The organism is Rasiella rasia (assembly GCF_011044175.1).
GTDB classification, from domain to species: Bacteria; Bacteroidota; Bacteroidia; order Flavobacteriales; family Flavobacteriaceae; genus Marinirhabdus; species Marinirhabdus rasia.
In genome coordinates, this window is sequence record NZ_CP049057.1 from 1,017,858 (window position 1) to 1,037,754 (window position 19,897).

Genomic DNA, 19,897 nt, shown 5'->3' on the forward strand with positions numbered 1-19,897 from the left:
TTCTTACTCCTCATCTCCTACTTCTTCTCTTGATGTAGAAATAAAACCGTGATTGGTGCGGTAATCTAGAAAATGACAATACAAAGGTTTTTCATATCGTAATGTCTGTATGATATTGATAAATTCTTGTTGATGGTAATTCAAAGTAACAAACCCTGTTCTTGCATTTATAGTAGGTTCAGGAATGGTCATACCATTTTCAAAAAACCGAATGATACCTCTTTGCATACGATTGTCAAACATTTTAATAAAATGTGTGGTACCTCTATAATTTGACATGTGGGAAATTTCGTATTTCTTAATTTCAAAATCCATAGTATTAGTTTGATTTGTTCAGTTCTAATTTTTTAATACGAGCATCGAGCAGATTGTATTCTTGAATTTCTGTTTTGAGCATTTCTATTTCACGATGTTGTTCTTTGACAGCATTAATTAACACTGGTATTAGTTCGGTATAATTTACGCTCAAATAGCTTTCAGGTGTTTCAGAACCTTCAACCAATTCTGGTAATATTAAAGCAACCTCTTGCGCAATTAGCCCTAATGATTTATTTTTTGTCTCTGCTCTATTCTTCCAATGGTACTTTTTAGGCTCTAATTGTAGTATTTCATTTAAGCCATATCCTAATGCTTCAATATCCTTTTTTAGCCTTCTATCGCTGGCATGCACAACAGCTCCCCCAACAGTTACATTTCCTCCTTCCACTTGAAGGTTTAGATTTGATATACCTCCATTATTTCTAGCCATGATTTCATTTTCGTCTATAACAATGTTCTGACCATTTAGATTACCTGTAGTAATGTAACCCCCACCGCCAATTGAGGCGTCTGTACCTCCTACAACGTGTAGTTTCGTACTTGGTGCTATTACTCCTATTCCAACTCTATTGGTACTAGCATCCATTCTAAAGGTACCCCCGTCCATTTCAACATCTCCGTTATTATCGGCTTGCAAAAATAAAGTGCTATTATTATTAGTTATTATTTCGTTACCATCTAAACGTAGGGTATTGTTAATTTCTAAGGCCCCAGAACCTGAAGTTCCAGAGGCGTCGGTTCCGTTTATTACTTCGGTGCGGCCATTTATATCGGTTGCTGCGTTCAGGCGTAAAAAATTGGTGTCAAATTCACCATAAATAAGGGCATTATTGGCGTCGGCGTTAGAATTTTCAATGTAGAGTTTGTTATTACCTGTTTCATTAAGACCCGATTCATTACCGATAAAAACATTAAAGCTCCCAATTCCACTATTTCTACCAGCACTATACCCAATTGCTGTATTATTGGTTCCAGAATTGTCTCTAAGTACAAGACTTCCAATTGCAACATTACTTCCGCTATTTAAGTTTGAATACAACGCTTCAAACCCTATAGCAATGCTACCATCTCCACCAAAGCCGCTATACAATGCTGAGGGACCAATAGCTATATTAGAGTGTCCAGTAACATTCGAATATAGCGCATCACTCCCCAACGCAACATTACCAATACCACTTTCATTAGCACTCATGGCATAACTCCCCATAGCTACATTTGCAAACCCTGTGCTAGTGCTGTTCATGGCCCAATTACCTACCGCTGTATTTAAATATCCGTCGGTATTAGAAGTTAACGCATAAAAGCCAACGGCCGTGTTGCCTGAACTCGTACTATTTGAGATTAAACTTCCACTCCCAACAGCTGTATTCTCTTCTCCAGTAGAATTATTAAAAAGTGCGCTATCACCAATCGCTGTATTGCCATTAGCCGTATTACTTCGCAATGCTAAATTACCAACAGCTGTATTAGAACTTCCAGTGCTATTAAATCTTAAGGCGTCACTACCCAAAGCCGTGTTATTAGTTCCTGTTGTGTTCTGAAACAATGCCAAATAACCAACTGAACTGTTTCTAGTTCCTGTGGTGTTAAACTGCAGCGCAGATCTTCCAACTGCTACATTAAGTGACCCGGTAGTACTGGCAAACAGACTAAAGGTGCCGAGCGCCACATTACTGCTACCAGTTGTATTATTATATAATGATTGGTAACCACTAGCTACATTATATGTACCTACGGTATTGTTTAGCAATGAACCATTTCCATACGCCGCGTTAAAACTACCCGTAGTATTTAGAAGCATATTAGCACTACCCATCGCTACATTTTGTTCACCAGTTGTATTTGCATTTAAGGCTCTATTTCCAATAGCGATATTACCTGAACCCGTTGTATTAGTTTGTAATACATTGTATCCAATTGCCGTATTTGAATTTCCAGTTGTATTTGCAACAAGTGCATTATGCCCTAAGGCGCTATTCCAATTCCCTGTTGTGTTGGCGTTTAGTGCGTAATAACCAATTGCGGTATTGCTTGCACCAGTTGTATTAGCAACAGACGAGAAACTCCCTAAAGCCGTATTACCATTTGCAACATTATTTTGTAGTGATTGGTAGCCAACAGCCGTATTATAATCGCCAGTAACATTCAATAGCATGGCGTTATGTCCAATTGCCACATTACTAAACCCTTCTGTATTTGAATTAAGCGAAAGACCACCAACAGCAACGTTGGCATACCCTGTAGTATTATTTTCCATACTTACGGTTCCTACTCCTACATTCTCAAAACCTGTAGTATTATTATTAAATGCCTGATAACCAATCCCAACATTTTGATTTCCTGTTGTATTACTTTGTAAAGCTTGATAACCTAATGCTACATTTAATTCACCACTTGTATTCGCTTCAAGTGCTTCAAAGCCAATCCCCACATTTGCATTTGCACCACTATCATCACTATTTCCAGCATTTACACCAAGAAAAATAGAAGACCCATCGTTACTACCGTCGTCATCAGACTTACCATCTACAAGTTCGTTAATCTTTTCAGCACCTGTGCCACTAACGCTCACCCAAGTTACCAAAGCGCTATCCCAATAATAAAATCCTTTAGATGGAGTTCCATTACCTGTAACAAAGACCATCATTCCGTCTTGGTTTACAGTAGGTTGGGTAACAGGAAAGTTATCAATCCGTGGGATTAAAATTCCATCATTATTATTGGGAGTCGCCACATTGCTCGCGGTTATTTCAAGAGTTGCCTCAGGGTTAGTATTATTAATACCTACTTGCGCGAAAAGGTTTAGGGACAAAAAAAGAAAAAATACTGAGGTTATTATTAAATTTTTCATGGCTATTTTATGTTATTATTGTTTTCTAAAATGGGTTGTATTAATCACCTTATTGTTATCAACTATTTTAAGTTGGTAGTTTCCTTGTTCCAAAAGATTTATATTTAAATAAATTTCTTTTGAATTTAGACCGTCAAGAATTGCTTCATATTTATTACTCATAAATAGCTACAGATTATTCGATAAGGGTTTTAAAAGAAGTGACTAATTTTTCTTTAGTTTAAAAGTAACTTCCAAAAAACAGAAGTATTAACACGCTTGTAACAGATTCTGCCACTTATGTAACATCTGCCTATTTACAAGGCTTAAGAACGCAAAGAAGTAGTTATTGGTTTCGAAAATTAATCAGTACTATGTGCTTTGTTATATCGCGCTTATAACTGAAAATTTATTTGGATAACCGTATGTTATTGTAGTTGACAGTGTTGTACTGCATACAATTACCACTAACTATATAGTTACTTTTTGATAAAATGAATGTCATTTATTTATCAAAATAATACTTTAGTCTATAGTCATTTTAGTTTTGTACATACTCTGAAGGCAAGCATCCAAATGCGTCTTTAAAGCATTTGGTAAAATAAGAATGATTATTAAAGCCTACTTGATAGCAAACTTCAGAAACATTTACGTCACTTCCTTTTAGCAAAGAGGTAGCTAAAAGAAGTCGTTGAGAACGTACAAACTCAGACGCAGTTAAACCTGTAAGTGCTTTTATTTTTCTATGCATTTGCATTCTACTCATGTTAAGCAGCTTGCTAAACTCTTCAATACTAAATTCTGAATCTGTAAGATGTACATCGAGTATTGCTTGCACTTTTTGAACAAATTTTTCATCAATTCTAGAAATAGAAATGTCTTTTGGCTTAAGCACTACCTCTTGGCTATACCTATCTCGAAGTAGTTTTCTGGATAACACCAAATTCTTTACCCGGGTTTCCAAAAATTTGGTTTTAAAGGGTTTTAACACGTAATCATCGGCACCCAAATCTAAGCCTTCGTATTGAGCATGTTCTTCTACTTTTGCGGTTAAGAGAATGATAGGAATATGCGAAGTACGTTCATCATTTTTGAGACGCTCACACAGCTCCAAACCATTAACTTCGGGCATCATGATATCTGAAATAATCATATCTGGAATAGATGCTAAGGCCAATTCAATTCCTTCTGCACCATTTTCTGCCTCCATTACTTGGTACTCACGTTCAAAGGCAGTCTTAATAAATGTTCTAATATCTTCATTGTCTTCAACCACTAAAAGAATTGGAGCATCGGCATCTATTTGGAAAATTTGTTCTTCATTCTCGTACGTTAATTGCGATGGAGTTGCTTCTGTTAAAGAATCGGTCTTATTAGTTTCGTAAACGATGTCCTGGTCAGAAAATTGATGCTTCTTAATAGGCAATCTTATGTTAAACAAAACTGATTCATTGGTTGTATTTTCAACATGAATTGTTCCTTCATACAACGTAACTAATTCTTTTACTAAAGCCAGGCCAACACCAACACCATCTGCACTATCATCGGCCTGATAAAATCTATTGAAAACTGCTTCAATATTCTTGGTTGTCATAATTTCACCATCGTTTTCAATAACAATTTCAAGCATTTCATTTTTTACACTAGATGAAAATTTTATGTTTCCATACTTGGGCGTATACTTAAACGCATTTGTCAATAAGTTGACCACTATTTTTTCTATCGCATCTGCATCAAACCATGAATCTTTAATCTCTTCAATATCGACATGGTAATTTATGTCTCTTTTCTCTGCTTTATACTGAAAAGCTCCTGCTAAAGACTTCAAAAGCATGCTCACACTTCCTTCTTTTATTCGAAGTTTAAGATTCCCGGATTCTAATTTGGAAAGGTCTAATAATTGATCTACCAAATCTAATAATCGCTTAGAATTTCGTTGCACCATTTCTAGATCCTTTCGATCCTCATTAGCTAGTTTTGAGTTCTCTAACTGCTTTTCGATTGGGCCAGAAATTAACGTTAGTGGTGTTCTAAATTCATGAGAAATATTTGTAAAGAAATTAGATTTTATAGTATCAACTTCCTTTAATTTATCATTTATTTTCTGTTTGTTTCGGTAGAGAAAGTAGAGTACCAATCCAGCTAAGAAGATTAATCCAATAATAGCAAACAGTAGATTTCTCTGATTTCTTTTTTGTTCTTCAACCAACTCATTCTGTGATTGTAGCAATTGAATTTCTTGCTTCTGTTGTGAGTTTTTATATTGGGCTTCAAGTTCTTTCGCCTTTTCAATATTCTGCATTGCAACTAACGTATCGCTCGCTCTTTTGTGGATTTTGGCATATTTGTAAGCATTCTCAAAATCTCCTAGCTTCTCATAGTTTAAATATAGTTTTTCATACACTGGTTCTAAATTACTATAGTTCTCTAGTTCAAGCCCTAAAACTTCAGCCTCTAAGGCTAGTTCATTACTTTTAATATAATCACCATTCTCATGGAGTATTTTCGACTGACCTAACAATGCTAAGAATAAGCCATAATCATAATTGTTTCTTTTATTTAAATCGATACTCGTCTGCCCCGCCGTAATCGCTTTTTCTATTTGGTTGTTTTTAAAGTAAACTTCACTAAGAAGCGTATAGCAAATTCCTTCGTTGATCGGAAACTTTTTATCTTGGTAATAAGCGATGCTTTCCAACAAATAATTTATAGCCTTGTTATAGTTTTTATCTTCGGCTTCTATATTGGCCAACTTTGTGATTATAAGTTTTTGCTTAAATTCATTTTTAGACGTATTAAAAATGGTCAATGCCTTTTCTTGATAAGCTCTTGCCTCTTTTATATTGCCCAAAGTTGTGTATACATCGCCAATGTATGATAAGGTAGAACCACGTCTATCTCCATGAAAATTATTTGCCAGATAAATACTATCTGATTTTAACAAGAATGGTAACGCTTTTTCAGTTTGATTAAATCCGAGGCTGTACAATTCTCCTGTTTGACCATAGATATATGCCATTTCAAACCATAAATCCTCTTCTATGGCAATTTTAATAGCTTCTTGAACATATCCTAAGGCTTCATCATTCTTCCCTAATCGAACTATTTCTTGTCCTAATCGAGAATAATTATAAACGACTAATTTAGGATCACCCGTTTTTTTTGCATACGATAGTGCCGAAAGCAAGTTGCTCCTCAAAAATTTGTATTTGTCATGACTGAGCTCTGGAAACAACCCATAGTAACCTGCTTTTAATCTGTAGTAGTGGTAATTTGCGAGGGCAGATTCATTTTTATCGGCATACTCTTTTAGTCTGCGGAAATACACAAGACAACTATCTTCATTATTCCGTTTGTAGTGTCGTAATAAAGAAGCATAGCTATTACTAATAATACTATCATGAAGTTTTTCTTCAAACGTAATTTGTTTGAGAGAATCTATACCAATAGTCTCTTGTGCCAATAAAGGGGCAGAAAAAAAGATTAGAAAAAGTAAATATTTATTCAATTGAGACTATTTAAAGTACCTAAAATTAGGCAATTAAATTGTAATTGAACGATTGGTTGGTAATTGGCAGCACAACTGCTTTTAACGTGTTTTTATGCTGAAATTTCTATACTCGGATTTATATGTATATCCACTAATCTATTGGGATAAAAAGGTGCCTGTAATGTAAATGAGCCGGTATTGGTTCGAGTAAATTGTACGATTGGTCATCTTGTATGAATATTAAAGACGTATCAGTTTATTTAATTCTAAGGCTCCTATAGCCTCCCATAGCTCTTCATATGTTAGACCAGTGCTTTCTATGGTAATTCCGAAGCGCATATCATATAAAAATGAAACTCTGTAAAAGGCATCCTTTTGAACATATGTTTCTAATACTTTTAACCCATTCTTCTCGTAGGTTTTTTCATATTTTGAAGGTTTAACATTATTCAACTCGAGCGTCTGTGCCATATAATGTGATTGAATTGCTAACAAACCATCTTTACTAGCGCCATCGGCAATTTTTATTTCGAGCTTCTTATTTATATCCCCATTACTATATATAGCACCAGCCGTAGCGATATCACTTTGCGAACCTCTAATCTTCATAAATTCGGTTCTTCTAAAGGTATAGATACTTTTTGGCAACCAATCTTTTAACTGACTTTCGGTAGCAGGTTCTTGCGCTTTAAGGCGATCTCGAAATGCATCTCCAGTAGTATTACTTTTTACGGTCTTTACGGTTTCTTCTATTATGGTTTTGTTCTTTTCAGCCTCAGTCTTGCAGGATACTAAAAAACTTGTAAAAAGTAGAAGAATAAAAATAGATCTAACGTTTGGTATACTCATGTTCTATAGATTTTTTAATTCGTTTAAATTCAACTCGGTAAAGATTAAGTCAAGGGCGTGTGGCTCAAGTTCGAAAGTCTCTATTTTAATCCCAAAACGTTCTCCGTAGAACATAGATAGACTATAGTAATTCCCGGTTTTTCTATAAGATTCTACTACCCTAACGCCTTCTAGCACTCTTGTTTTTTTATAACGTTCTTCATCTTCGGTATCATAATCTGTTTTGCTATACATTTTGAAAGACCCTACACCGCCAGCCCCCTTTTCGCCAGCACCGTCAATTACCATAAATTTTATTCTTTTATTTCCAGTACTATAGGTTGCACTGCACGACCCAAGTCCAGGCATAAAGTTAATCTGCGAAAATGAACGTGGCATATCTAGAAGAGTTTCTGGTAGCCACGATTGCCATTGCGATTCTGTTAAATAGTCTTTATCTCGCAATAGCTGAATGTTCTTTTCCTTCTTAGTTGTTTCGTCTGCAACCTTTTTTGAGTTATTTATCGTATGAGAGGCTTCTTCATTTTCTGACACCGTCTTTTTTACATCGTTTCTACAAGAGATTAAAACAAATGTGAGTAACAATAGCGTTATGTATTTTAATAATTTCATGCTTTTGAATATGAGGGTTTAATTGCAAGGTAAATTTCTACGTATAAAATCAATTTCATCAGCTCGCTTTAGCATGAATTCTGGTGATGTATAATATGTAAAATAGTCAACTACAGAAATGTAAAATTTAGCACGGTCTTCTTCCTTAGGTATATTTTCCGGATTAATGATGTATGCCATTGTTTTTATAGAAGAATATCTATTTCCAAATTTTATTTCTGCGTACAAATAATTTGAAAGTATGGTGTTTATCAGAACCAAATCCTCTGGTAATTCTTGAGCTTCTTGTGATGCTAGTCTTTCACTTATTTCAGTTATTTCTTGTAATGTTTTTTGCAATTCACTCCACAATGCTGGTCCGTGTTCCATCTTATATTCAACATCTTTTGAGCTCATTTCTACAACCTCTTGGTGTAGGGCTTTAAGTTTGCTCTTTAAACGTTGTAATTTTTCATATAGATTTTCACCTCCCGAAGCGTTTCCGCCATTCATATTATGAACAAAAAATGGTCTTAAAAACTCAAGTATTTTTTTTCCATACATTACTTTGTCAGAATTTAGTTCGTCTGGGCAATAAATAATTGTTCCGGCAGAGAGCGCGGCTAGAGATTGTGCTTCAATATATTCTTTCTTCTTTTTACATTCTTCTTCTTGTTCAAATTGATTTTGCAGCTCTGCTAATTGGCGTGCGTGTTCAGACATTATTGATAAACAATTTACCAGCATGGGTTTGTCGGCCATCTTATTAATGCCTCCAAAAAAATCCTGCATACCTTGTTCCACTGCCTTTCTATCTGCTTTTTCTTTGGCATCTTCTGTGGCGTCACTACTTGCATTTTTTGCCGCATCAAAAACACTTCCCCCTATTTGGGCATTGGCTAAAATTGGCACTGTAAAGCATATAGTTAATAGTATATATAAATGTCTCATTGTTTTATAATTAAATAATCGTTCGATTAAGTTTAATAATCAGCCTTATTAATGGTTAAAGGCTTTTCCTCTAGTTTTGTGCAAATCATATGCATGTTATCTCTTTTTCTTTTATGTGAGGTATATTCCATTTCCATAATCATCGACTTTTCATCAAAAGGAATGGTAGCATTGTAGCCAGATTTGGGCATTTGTTCGATACTTGAAAAGACGCCTACAAAACTTACAGGTGCTTCATTGGTTATATAAAATTTACTTACCCCGTCTTCTTGTTCTATTTGGTAGCCCCGACAATTGTATCCTAAAATCGTTTTATTAGGCAAAGGAGTAATCTTTCCAGTGTCTTGATTTGTATCATTTTTAGCCATTTCTTTCTGGGCAGCTGCATCAAAAGGCATACGCGTTTTCATGGCCATTTTCTGTGACCCGTTATCCATGAAGGTCACCATGGCCTGATTCTCCATATCGTACACAATGACGCTGTTAGCATTTTTATCTGCTATAGCGTTCCCAAAATAGTTTGCATTAGGTTGAATGTAATACTGCATTGACATTTGATCTTTTTTAGTTGTCAATTGCATATCCATGACATATTGAAATTCATACGTATCTGGCAGACCTTCTAAACTTCCACCAAAAATGTTCATGATATTTTTTTCGGCGGCTTTTTTTTCTTCATCGGAACGTTCATCGTCAGTCTCGACCTCTGAACTCTCTTGGTTTTGTTCAGATTCTGTTGAATTAAGTATTTTATCTTTTATTTTTTTTAATAGTTGCGCTTCTACCGTGGGTATCGACATTAGCGCACATATTAGAAACGAGAGTAGATATTTAGTTTTCATAATTTCTTTATTTATTTTAATCTTCTGTTGGTTCTGTATAAGTTCTTTCCCAGTCTATTAGTTCATACCCATTAAATTCATTTGTGGTATGTAGGTCCATAAAATTGCAAAAGCTCATAGTATAATCGTCCGTTTCATTAATACTCGTCTTTTGCGAAACCCCGCTTGTCTCCCAGATGCTTGCAACAGACCAATATTTACCTTCTCTATTATTGTTGTAATACGATTCTATATCTAAAATTTGACCGAAACTACTATAGGTTCCATTTTTTAAGTTCTCTCTAAAATCGGTTTGATTTTCGATTAAAAACTTATTAGGATTCCCAGCGGTAAATAAGCACAGAAAGTTTTGATGAGAATCTTTATTCACAGGAATTGCTTCAATATCGATAAGCCTCAAATTCTGAGCTTGTTTCTCATTAATTTTATCGACGATATCGAGCGTTGTGAATGAATGAAATAAAGTAGATTGGGGTGCATCTCTTTCAAAAAGTGCGTTTATTGTAAAATTATATACCCCATCATCTGCGTTCTCTGGTTTATCTCTCCCATAATTAACATCAACAATCTCAAGGCCTTGTTCTCTAAAACGAATTACTTCTCTGTCTATACCTGCCGGATACTTACCTGTTATTAGCACTTGTGTTTTATTGCCTTTTTTAAAGACCCCATCATAAATTTCTTTATTATTTTCACCTGTATATGAAATATCAAAAGAGTCTAGATAATAGCCATAACTTTTTAGTGTATTCATTTCAATTTTAAACGACTCAAGATCGAGTCCGGTTCTAATTATTTGATCTTTACCTGTTCTTCGCCAAACCCCAACAAATTGATCATTCTTACTTTTCATACTATGATGACATTTGTTTAATGGTCTGGTATCTGAACCATAGAGGCCTACTCGCAAGTTCATATTATTCACTAAATTTCGTATGAGGCGTTCAAGATCTGCATGGCGAAGAGAGCTAAGAACCACGATACCTGTAGTATCGCTGGGAAAAAACTGCATATAAGATCTAGCGTAATTATTGGTACCGCCATGATACACACGCAGATTATCACCTGTACCCATCCTATTCACCCCTAAGCCATATCCCCGAGTAGTCATATCATCGAACATGTACATATTTTCTTTTTTCCAAAGCGCATTATCATCATACAAAAGTTCTCCTCTACTTAAAGCTCTCGCATAAGTGGCTAAATCGCAGATGGTCGATTCCCACCCACCAGCAGGTAAAACTTTGTTAAACGATCCTACGGGATGATTCCCTACAATCCCGTCATTAAAGATTTCGTAACCGTATTTATCTTCATTCGTAGTTTTTTGAAAGCTTTCTAAGCCAAGACGGTCTTTAATATGCTTCATAATATATGCCTCATATCCATTATTACTTTGTTTATCTATCATAGCTCCTGCTAATACAAAACCATACGAAGAATAGAGGTAATCTGTTCCAGGTTTAAAGTCTAATACCGATTTGTTAAACATTTCTGTAGCTCCTTGCGCATTAAATTGTCCATTAAGAAGGTCTTCATAACTGGTATTTCTAACAAAAGGAACTTTCTTCCTTTTATAAATTGTAGCCGTTGAATCATTCATTCCTTTTCCGTAGTGCTGAATACCGCTAGAGTTGTTTAATAGATGTTGTAAGGTTATTTCCCCCAATCGATTGTCTGTTAATGTATTGCCGTCTTCATCTTCTACTTCTATACTTGATGGCCAATAGGGAAGCAACTTAGAAGGCTTATCACTTAATTTAAGTCGTGAGCCAATTTCAACCATTTGCATTGCTGCTACTGCTGTCACAGATTTCGAAATAGAAGCCCAGTGTAGTCTTGATTCTAGCGTGAGGGGTTTTCCAGGCCCCATTTTGCCATAAGCCTTCATATGTATAATTGAATCTCCTTTAAAGACACAAACAATTGCCCCAGGTATATTTTGAAATAACATTTCTTGTTTAATGGTAGCGTCTGCGATAGGATGTATCACTTCTTCACAATCGAATGGGTTCTTTTCTTCCTCATTCGACGGAAGTGTTCCTCCGCTCGAATTTCCACCCGTGCCGTCATTTCCTCCATTACCACCTGAGCCACTAGTCCCGTCATTTCCTCCAGAGCCATTGGTTTCATCGGTTCCTCCAGAGCTGCTATTACCTCCAGTAGAACCGTCATTTCCTGTTTCGTTACCAGTATCATTAGATCCTCCACTTGTTCCACCAGAACCACTTGGGTCACCGCTACTTCCTCCACCCCATACGGTGCCTCCAGGAGGAACATCCGTTTGGATAATTCTCTGTCCAGCAGGATTTGCTGGTGTTGCAATAGAATTTCTAGATTGATAGTAGGTTCCTACAGTGGTAGGATAAAAGTCGCTTGTATAAGGCCCCTTCCCTCTAATAGGAGTGTATGCTTCAATATTATTTTCCGGTACGTAAATTTGCGTAAGTGTACCTCGGTAACTCTTTAGAGAATATCGAATAAAAAATCCATTCGGATGTTTGGTCCAACGACCTTTGTTAAAACCGTGAAATATTGGTTCAACGCCGGCTCTCATAGCAACCTCCTCGTATTCGGAGTATTCTGAAACACCTTGATAGTACTTTCTTCGAAGGTTATTCTCTGCCTCCATTATATAGCGAAGCGTTTCATTTTTCTTGGCTATATCTTTTATTTCGTTTGTGGCATATGTTTCTAATGCCCCTTTACTTAATCGAGCAAGTTGATTTGGTGTAAGTAACTTTAGGGCTGTTACTTTAATCGGGCCTTTCATTTTTTGAAAGTCTGTCTTTGCTATAATTGCCCATAACAGCAATTGAACTTCTTTTTGCGTGATATCAGGATCTTTCTGATATCCTTCTATAATTGCCGAAATTATATCAGCTTTAGGTCCTTTTAACTCCGCATAAAACCGACCATTTCCACTCTGTGGGGCGTACGTCCCTGCTTTTATACAAAACGAATTAAAATTTCCTTGGTAAAATCCTGGGGTCAAAAAAAATCCTTTTTCCCAAGTATAAGGCTGGTCGTGAATGTTTTTATACACAGCATCATTTCCGAAGTCATCTTCTAAATATTTTGTCTTATTCACATCTTTAAATGATGTGGTTACTGGATCCCTACTAAGCTTATCTAACGAAATAACACTTGTTGCCTTACCTATCGTTTTCTTAATTTTATCAAATATTTGCGCAGATGATGGACTGCAAATCGCTAATGCAAAGACTATAAATAATATTTTTTTAGTTTTCATGATGTAGAGTTTAATAGCTGATTTTTACATTTCCTGAAATCGAAAAGTTTTTACCGTATTCCAAAATACCACTCCCTTCGCCTTCAAAAGTCATTTGTAATTCGTGCTCTGTTATCTTTGTGATATGTATGGTTCCTTTTCTAAAAATGATACGTTTATTGGTTCGTTTTACATCTCGGTCTTTATTTAAAAAACTAAGATCTACTTTAATTTTAGGAGCATTTACATCGGGAATAGCATACGTGGCCGATCCGCTACTTAAAATGGCTGTATTGTTTAAGTTGAAATTTAACTGCAACGGATTCCCATCCTCCCAAAGTGAAAATTGTAAGGTGTCTTTTTTGATAACTACAATTGGTGACTCCAAATTTTCCTGTGCAATCCTGAAAGTCTCATCTTCCATAGAAACCGAAACGGCATAACCTATATTTGTTTCATTGACTAGAGTTACATTTGGGTTTTCTGAAACTTCCTTACACGAAAAGATGACCACTAAAACCAGAAACACGCCTATCATTTTCATATCTCAATTATTATTAAATTTCTCAATTTGTTACTTAAATCTAGCTAAACCAATTGGTGTCCAACGCTAGAAACATACAAGTAGTAGTAAATAATATATGTGCAGTAGTAAATGAATTACAATTTGTATCTTGAAGGGTATATATTACTTTTTGTAACTTATACAGATAAATAGACAGACCGTACAAGCAATTATACCATTAAAGTAAATTTGAAATTGATACCTATATAATGTACCTATATTTGAAATTAAAACGTATTTAGATGATTAGGGCGATATTAGTTGATGACGAGTTGAGTGCTATTAAAAGTTTGCAATGGGAAATTGAGACCTTTTGCAAAGACGTAGAAATTTGTGATACGTTTACAAATCCCGAAGAAGCCATTTCTGCAATTAACTATTTGAAACCTGACTGCGTTTTTTTAGATATTGAAATGCCCGAAATGGACGGATTTCAACTTATAAACCATTTAAGCTATAGAGATTTTGATCTCATCATTACAACGGCGTTCGACAACTATGCCATTAAAGCTTTCAAAGAAAGCGCTGTAGATTACCTTCTAAAACCAATAGACTCAGACGACTTAATCAAGTCGGTTGAAAAGGTAATTGCAAATAAGAAAAAACTATCCTTAGGTACCGAGGTAAAAAAAATTCTAACAAATATTTCGAATGAACGGAAAAAACGACAAGGTCGCGATATCGGTTTCTGGTAAAATTATTTATGTAAACCATAACGACATTGCATACTGCAACGCCAATGGTAATTACACTAATATTTACTTCGCGAATGGCAATAAAGAATTAGTATCTAAAAAAATTAAAGAGGTTGAAAAAGGAATTGACAACAACAACTTTATACGCGTGCATAATTCTTACCTTGTGAATAAAAATCAAATAAAAGAATTTATAAAAAGTGATGGCACCTATCTGGTTTTACATTCCGGAAAGACCATACCCGTATCGCGCTCCAAAAAAGCTGCATTACTAGAGCTTTTGGGCAATCCGTTATAGCAAAAGACATCAAAAATAGACGCGCTTTTAAATATACTAGAGAACCATGAACAAAACGGGATAAGCACATTTATCATTGGTGGTCTCTTGGTACTTTCAGTTTATCACTTTTTACTTTTTTTTCAGAACAAAGACAAAAGCTACCTATTCTATAGTAGTTATACATTTCTAATCTTTCTTCGCAATATTATCATCCCAGAAAATACATTTCTTCATGAAGTAAGCTTCTTTCAACCTTTTGTAGATTTTATATCATATATAAGTGTAAACCTAGAATGGACCTATAATACTGTTTATTTCATTTTTGCTTTTTCGTTTGTAAACTTAAAATCATATTCTTTAAAATGGTATCAGTTTGTATTTTGGGGAGTGGCTGTATTATTTGTACTAAACATTTGTACCGAGTTTATCTATCAGTCTACTAAAAATTCTGAGCTCAATGATACCATGTATTATATAATGTCTGGTATCCTAACTGTTTTTGCCCTTATTTGTTACATCCCGTTGTTTAAGGCGAAAGGATTTCTGAAATATTACATCATTGTTGGTTCGTCTACCTTTTTACTTTTTTCAATACTTGCGCTACTAGAATCTATCTTTCATGTTATCTCAGACGCTCCAGATAAGAAGTTTTTTATTTTCATTTTTTATATCGGAGTGGTATTAGAGAATATGCTTTTTTCTTTAGGTCTTGGCCATAAACAGCGTGTTATTCTACAGGAAAAAAACAAAGCAGATCGCAAGCTCATCGCGCAGCTAAAAGAAAATGAAAGGCTTCGAGAAGACATACAAATTCAGCTGAAAAAAGATATTGAAATAATTAGTAAAACAGCAGAGCAAAATAAAATTGAGAAGCTAAAGTCTAAATACGACAAAGAATTAGCCGAATTAAAGTTGTCTTCTTTAAGAAACCAAATGAACCCTCATTTTATCTTTAATTCCTTAAACTCTATAAAGCTGTACATTATTAATAATGAAAAGGAAAATGCAGTCTATTACCTTAATAAATTTTCAAAACTCATTCGTAAAATTTTAGACACAACTAGTAAAAAAGTGGTGCTGTTTGCAAAAGAACTAGAAACCTCTCAACTATATATAAGTATGGAAAACATACGTTTTCAAAATGAAATCGATTTTCAACTTACCGTAGAAAAATCGTTGCAAGTTGAAACGCTAAAATTACCATCTCTTATTTTACAACCCTTTATTGAAAACGCAATTTGGCATGGCTTGTCTTCAAAAAAAGGCAAGAAGAAATTAACCATTAAAGCTGCACACGACCCAAAAGGCTATATTCACATAGAAATTGAAGATAACGGTATTGGCAGAAAAAAAGCGGCTGAAATAAAACGAAATAAATTGCACAAAAAGCAATCTATCGGACTGCAACTAACGGAAGAACGCTTGTTACATTTTTCAAAAGAGTTCAAAAATCATTATAAAATCGAATTTGTAGATTTATATGACGACCAAACTCGGAAAGCACTTGGTACTTTAGTTATCTTAAAAATACCCACAAAATAGGGCTTACAACACAGATAAAATTGCTTTTTTCATACACTCTGCACGATCTCGCACCTGTGACTCAGTCCAGCCAATTTTCACAAGACTAGATACGGTACGCCCCATCCATGCATCGCTTTTTGAGAAGTCTGTTGCGTTTAAGTCTTGCATTTGTGCTTTTACTTCGGAAGAAAGATTTCCTAAACTCTTAAGATTGCGAAGATGCTCCCAACCATTAATATAGTGCCAGTTATTTTTAAACCAATAAAAACATGCATCTACGCCATTTTCAGACAAGGCTTTATGTGCACTTTCAGCTAAATTTTCCGAAGGCAAAAAGAAATTTACAAAACTGTAATTCTCTTCACCGCCTTCTGGAACTCTCCTAAACGTAACCCCATCTATTTGCGACAAGGTCTCTCTAATAATATGATAATTGCGTTCTTGAGTTTTTAATATTCCATCTAATTTATCTAATTGAGCCAAACCAACCGCAGCATTTAATTCTGAGATTCTAAAGTTATAACCCAAAAAAGGATGGGATTCTGCACCTCTATCGGTTCCAACATGATCGTGCCCGTGATCTTGGTAATGGTCTGAGTTTAGTTTGTATTTCTCAGAATTTGTAATGATTCCACCACCTTCTCCACAGGTTATTGTTTTTACATAATCGAAAGAGAAGCACCCTAGGTCTCCATAACTACCTAAAGGCTTGCCATCGTACATCCCGCCAATTGCCTGACAGGCATCTTCTAGCAGCAATAGGTTATGTTTTGTACAAATTGCCTTTAACGCACCTAAGTCTGCCATAGATCCGCACATATGTACAGGCATAACACATTTTGTTTTAGGGGTAATAGCGGCTTCAACAGCAGCCGGGTCTAGCGTTAAAGTGTCGTCAATGTCGACTAAAATAGGAATCGCACCAAGCATCATGATACTTTCAAAACTCGCTACAAACGTAAAGGTAGGCATGATAACCTCATCACCCGCTCCAATACCTGCCGCAGCAAGTGCTACTGTAAGTGCAGATGTACCGCTTGACACTAACTGACAGTAATTAGATTGCATGCGTTTTGCAAAAGCCGTTTCAAACTCTTTGGCTTTCCAATGGTTGTTTCGCATACCGTCAAAACCATAGCGCATTAATACTCCGGTTTCTAATACATCATTCACTTGTTTGCGCTCTTCGGCACCAAATACTTCAAATCCAGGCATATGTTATCAAAATTCTATGTTACGAACTGTAAATTTTACAATAAATACTTGCTTACACTTCTTTAAGATACCCGCAAAGATAAAGGTTGCGCACAGCTTGTGCAATAAGCAAGAAGTATTACGAAGGCTATTTTACTAGTAAGCAATTAGTTTTTGGTACTTGTGCTCACTTGAACGTTCTCAGTTTCAATTTTTGAAAGAAGTTCTAACTCGTTATTCTCAAACATCTTGGCTAAACTAATTAATGGAATACCCAATCCCTTAGGTTTGTAATTTTTGTAGTCTACAAACCGAATACCGTTTACATTACGCGGATTATACGCCTCTCTAAATCGAATACCTCCTCCATTTACGGCATAACTATACGCCAAATAATCTACTAAAAAGTGCTTTTTATGCACCCAATAAACAAACCGGTCTTCAAAGTCTGTACCGCCACCTTCTTCTAGAAATGTTACGCCAATCTCATAATACGGCTCTCCCTTTATAACGGTCTCGCCTAGCAACTCCTTTTGAGCGGCTGGAGCGTTTAAACCATACGGTAATTGTGCAAAATAATGCACCGAATTAACACTTTCTGCGTATTTCTGTGCAGTACTATCAACCACGGCGATAAGCGAATCATTTATAAAACGCTGAAACCCTTCATTAGAGATAACATCGCGAACTATACCTAGAGAGTCTGTAAATGTACGGTCCATATAAAACATACCTTTACTTCGGGAACTTTTATAGGCTATTCCTCTAAAATCGAAATCAATAGTAACGGTATCACACTTTCCGTTGCATGATTGTTCTATGGCTTTGTTTATTATGGTGTCTGCAGAAAGTGCTTCCTTTTGCTGACAACTTGCCATCAGCAGCACTAAAAATATAATGGAAATAGGTTTCATACGTTGTAATTGTAACAAATGTAATCATTAGGTCACTTATAATAGGTAAACCTTTCAGAATACTCGACACAATGAAAAATACGTTATTAACCATCTTTTTCTTACTCTGCGTTAGCTTATCTTTTTCGCAACAAGAGAAGAACACCGCAGCGCTGCAACAGTTTCAAGAATATTATAATGCTGGCGATAGCGATGCCATTTATAATATGTTAGGAGCGTCATTTCAAAAAAGTATTGGCCAGGAAAATATAAAGCAACTCATGTCGCGCTTTCAGAATAGCCTCGGAAACTTTATTTCATTTAAATTTTCAGAAGGACAAAAAGATGTAGATACCTTTTTAGGTACGTTCGAAAAAGGAGAACAAAATATAGCCATCACCGCTAAAGAAGATGGTAAAATTTACGGCTTTCTTTTTAAGCCCGTAGAAAATAACCGTCCACCAAAGTTTGAAAGAAATACCACCAAGTTAAGGCTGCCTTTTGAAGGTGATTGGTTTACCGTTTGGGGAGGTACAACTAAAATGCAAAATTATCATGTAACCGTAAAAGTGCAACAAGGGGCATTCGATTTTTTAAAATTAGGGCCTAATAACAAGACATATGTAAGAAGTGGTACCAGAAATGAAGATTATTATGCTTTTGGGCAACCCCTTTACGCAGTCTGCGATGCCGTTGTGAGTGACGTAATTACAGGCATAGAAGACAATAGGCCTACCATTATGAATCCTGGGCAACCATTGGGAAATAGTGTTACCTTGTTAACAGACAACGGAGAATATATAGTGTATGCCCATCTCGAAAATGAAACCGTTGCGGTTAAAAAAGGAGATACCGTAAAAAAAGGGCAGTATTTGGGCAACTGCGGAAATTCAGGAAATTCTAGCGAAGCACACCTGCATTTACACATTCAAGACGGGCCAGAAATGATGACCGCAATTGGCGCTCGTTGTTTCTTTGAAGAAGTTAAGGTTGGAGAAGAGATTAGAACAGATTATTCGCCAGTGCGATTAGATAAAATCTCTAGACCGAAAAAAGAGTAGGATTTTGATAAAATTGTACTGTCAACGTTCTCGCCGTACTTTGTGCTACATACAGCTTTCCAACTTCGTTAATCGTAAATCAAAATTGTACCTTTGTAGCCTATGGCGCTTCAGAAAAACGTAAAAATAAAAAATAAAAAGGCTAAGTTCGAGTATGAGCTTCTAGACACCTATACTGCTGGGATTGTCTTAGCTGGTACCGAAATTAAAGCAATTAGGGAAGGTAAAGCTTCTATTGCTGAAAGTTTCTGCGAGTTTAATGATCAAGGAGAGTTATTTGTAATAAATATGACTGTTCAAGAATACTCACATGCCACACATTTTAATCACAACCCAAAAAGCGAACGTAAACTACTTTTAAATAGAAGTGAGCTAAAAAAGCTCGAGAAGGAAGTTAAAAATAGCGGACTCACAATTATCCCCTTAGTTTTATTTACCAATGATAAAGGCCTGGCGAAAATGGACATTTGCTTAGCTCGAGGAAAAAAGCAATTTGACAAGCGAGAATCTATTAAAGACCGAGACAACAAACGAAATCTTAGTAGAATTAAAAAAGCGTTTAACAACTAAATGGTTAAAGTT

Annotated in this window: 16 protein-coding genes; 5 read left to right on the plus strand and 11 right to left on the minus strand. The window is 35.6% G+C overall.

Annotated elements, in window-relative coordinates; all coding sequences use genetic code 11:
• Window positions 1-3 precede the first annotated feature (3 nt).
• The 9 genes from G5B37_RS04690 to G5B37_RS04730 form a co-directional block, all read right to left on the minus strand.
• Window positions 4-279, minus strand: coding sequence for a hypothetical protein (locus G5B37_RS04690; RefSeq protein ID WP_164678911.1), 276 nt, complete (start codon window positions 277-279; stop codon window positions 4-6).
• 40 nt (window positions 280-319) lie between these two features.
• Window positions 320-3,169: a tail fiber domain-containing protein gene (locus G5B37_RS04695; RefSeq protein ID WP_164678912.1), complete on the minus strand. Its 2,850-nt coding sequence runs from the start codon at window positions 3,167-3,169 to the stop codon at window positions 320-322.
• Window positions 3,170-3,689: 520 nt separating this feature from the next.
• Window positions 3,690-6,656: a hybrid sensor histidine kinase/response regulator transcription factor gene (locus G5B37_RS04700; protein ID WP_164678913.1), complete on the minus strand. Its 2,967-nt coding sequence runs from the start codon at window positions 6,654-6,656 to the stop codon at window positions 3,690-3,692.
• A gap of 222 nt (window positions 6,657-6,878) precedes the next feature.
• Complete coding sequence (locus G5B37_RS04705) at window positions 6,879-7,487, minus strand: hypothetical protein (protein WP_164678914.1); 609 nt, start codon at window positions 7,485-7,487, stop codon at window positions 6,879-6,881.
• A gap of 3 nt (window positions 7,488-7,490) precedes the next feature.
• On the minus strand, window positions 7,491-8,099 hold the full coding sequence (locus tag G5B37_RS04710; RefSeq protein WP_164678915.1) for a hypothetical protein: 609 nt from the start codon (window positions 8,097-8,099) through the stop codon (window positions 7,491-7,493).
• A gap of 18 nt (window positions 8,100-8,117) precedes the next feature.
• On the minus strand, window positions 8,118-9,029 hold the full coding sequence (locus tag G5B37_RS04715) for a hypothetical protein (RefSeq protein ID WP_164678916.1): 912 nt from the start codon (window positions 9,027-9,029) through the stop codon (window positions 8,118-8,120).
• Between the two features lie 32 nt (window positions 9,030-9,061).
• Window positions 9,062-9,871, minus strand: coding sequence for a DUF4412 domain-containing protein (locus G5B37_RS04720; RefSeq protein WP_164678917.1), 810 nt, complete (start codon window positions 9,869-9,871; stop codon window positions 9,062-9,064).
• 16 nt (window positions 9,872-9,887) lie between these two features.
• Entirely contained in the window at window positions 9,888-13,124 is a 3,237-nt protein-coding gene (locus G5B37_RS04725; protein WP_164678918.1) for a serine hydrolase, read from the minus strand.
• A gap of 10 nt (window positions 13,125-13,134) precedes the next feature.
• Complete coding sequence (locus tag G5B37_RS04730) at window positions 13,135-13,647, minus strand: hypothetical protein (RefSeq protein ID WP_164678919.1); 513 nt, start codon at window positions 13,645-13,647, stop codon at window positions 13,135-13,137.
• Between the two features lie 263 nt (window positions 13,648-13,910).
• Here G5B37_RS04730 and G5B37_RS04735 point away from each other — a divergent pair, with 263 nt between their 5' ends.
• From G5B37_RS04735 to G5B37_RS04745, 3 genes are all read left to right on the plus strand, one after another.
• Complete coding sequence (locus G5B37_RS04735) at window positions 13,911-14,363, plus strand: LytR/AlgR family response regulator transcription factor (protein WP_164678920.1); 453 nt, start codon at window positions 13,911-13,913, stop codon at window positions 14,361-14,363.
• The gene (locus G5B37_RS04740) at window positions 14,320-14,661 is read left to right on the plus strand and encodes a LytR/AlgR family response regulator transcription factor (RefSeq protein WP_164678921.1); all 342 of its coding nucleotides are present in this window, start codon (window positions 14,320-14,322) and stop codon (window positions 14,659-14,661) included. Before G5B37_RS04735 ends, G5B37_RS04740 begins: the two co-directional genes overlap by 44 nt.
• An 87-nt stretch (window positions 14,662-14,748) precedes the next feature.
• Complete coding sequence (locus G5B37_RS04745; RefSeq protein WP_164678922.1) at window positions 14,749-16,185, plus strand: histidine kinase; 1,437 nt, start codon at window positions 14,749-14,751, stop codon at window positions 16,183-16,185.
• 3 nt (window positions 16,186-16,188) lie between these two features.
• Here G5B37_RS04745 and G5B37_RS04750 read toward each other — a convergent pair whose 3' ends face one another.
• A complete protein-coding gene (locus G5B37_RS04750; protein ID WP_164678923.1) occupies window positions 16,189-17,382 on the minus strand; it encodes a DegT/DnrJ/EryC1/StrS family aminotransferase in 1,194 nt (397 codons plus the stop codon).
• Window positions 17,383-17,528: 146 nt separating this feature from the next.
• Entirely contained in the window at window positions 17,529-18,275 is a 747-nt protein-coding gene (locus G5B37_RS04755; protein WP_164678924.1) for a DUF6503 family protein, read from the minus strand.
• A gap of 71 nt (window positions 18,276-18,346) precedes the next feature.
• Here G5B37_RS04755 and G5B37_RS04760 point away from each other — a divergent pair, with 71 nt between their 5' ends.
• Both G5B37_RS04760 and smpB read left to right on the plus strand, forming a co-directional pair.
• Window positions 18,347-19,315: a peptidoglycan DD-metalloendopeptidase family protein gene (locus tag G5B37_RS04760; RefSeq protein ID WP_164678925.1), complete on the plus strand. Its 969-nt coding sequence runs from the start codon at window positions 18,347-18,349 to the stop codon at window positions 19,313-19,315.
• A gap of 102 nt (window positions 19,316-19,417) precedes the next feature.
• Window positions 19,418-19,885 carry an SsrA-binding protein SmpB gene (gene smpB, locus G5B37_RS04765; RefSeq protein ID WP_164678926.1) on the plus strand — a complete coding sequence of 156 codons (468 nt, stop codon included), beginning with the start codon at window positions 19,418-19,420 and terminating at the stop codon, window positions 19,883-19,885.
• Window positions 19,886-19,897: the final 12 nt, after the last annotated feature.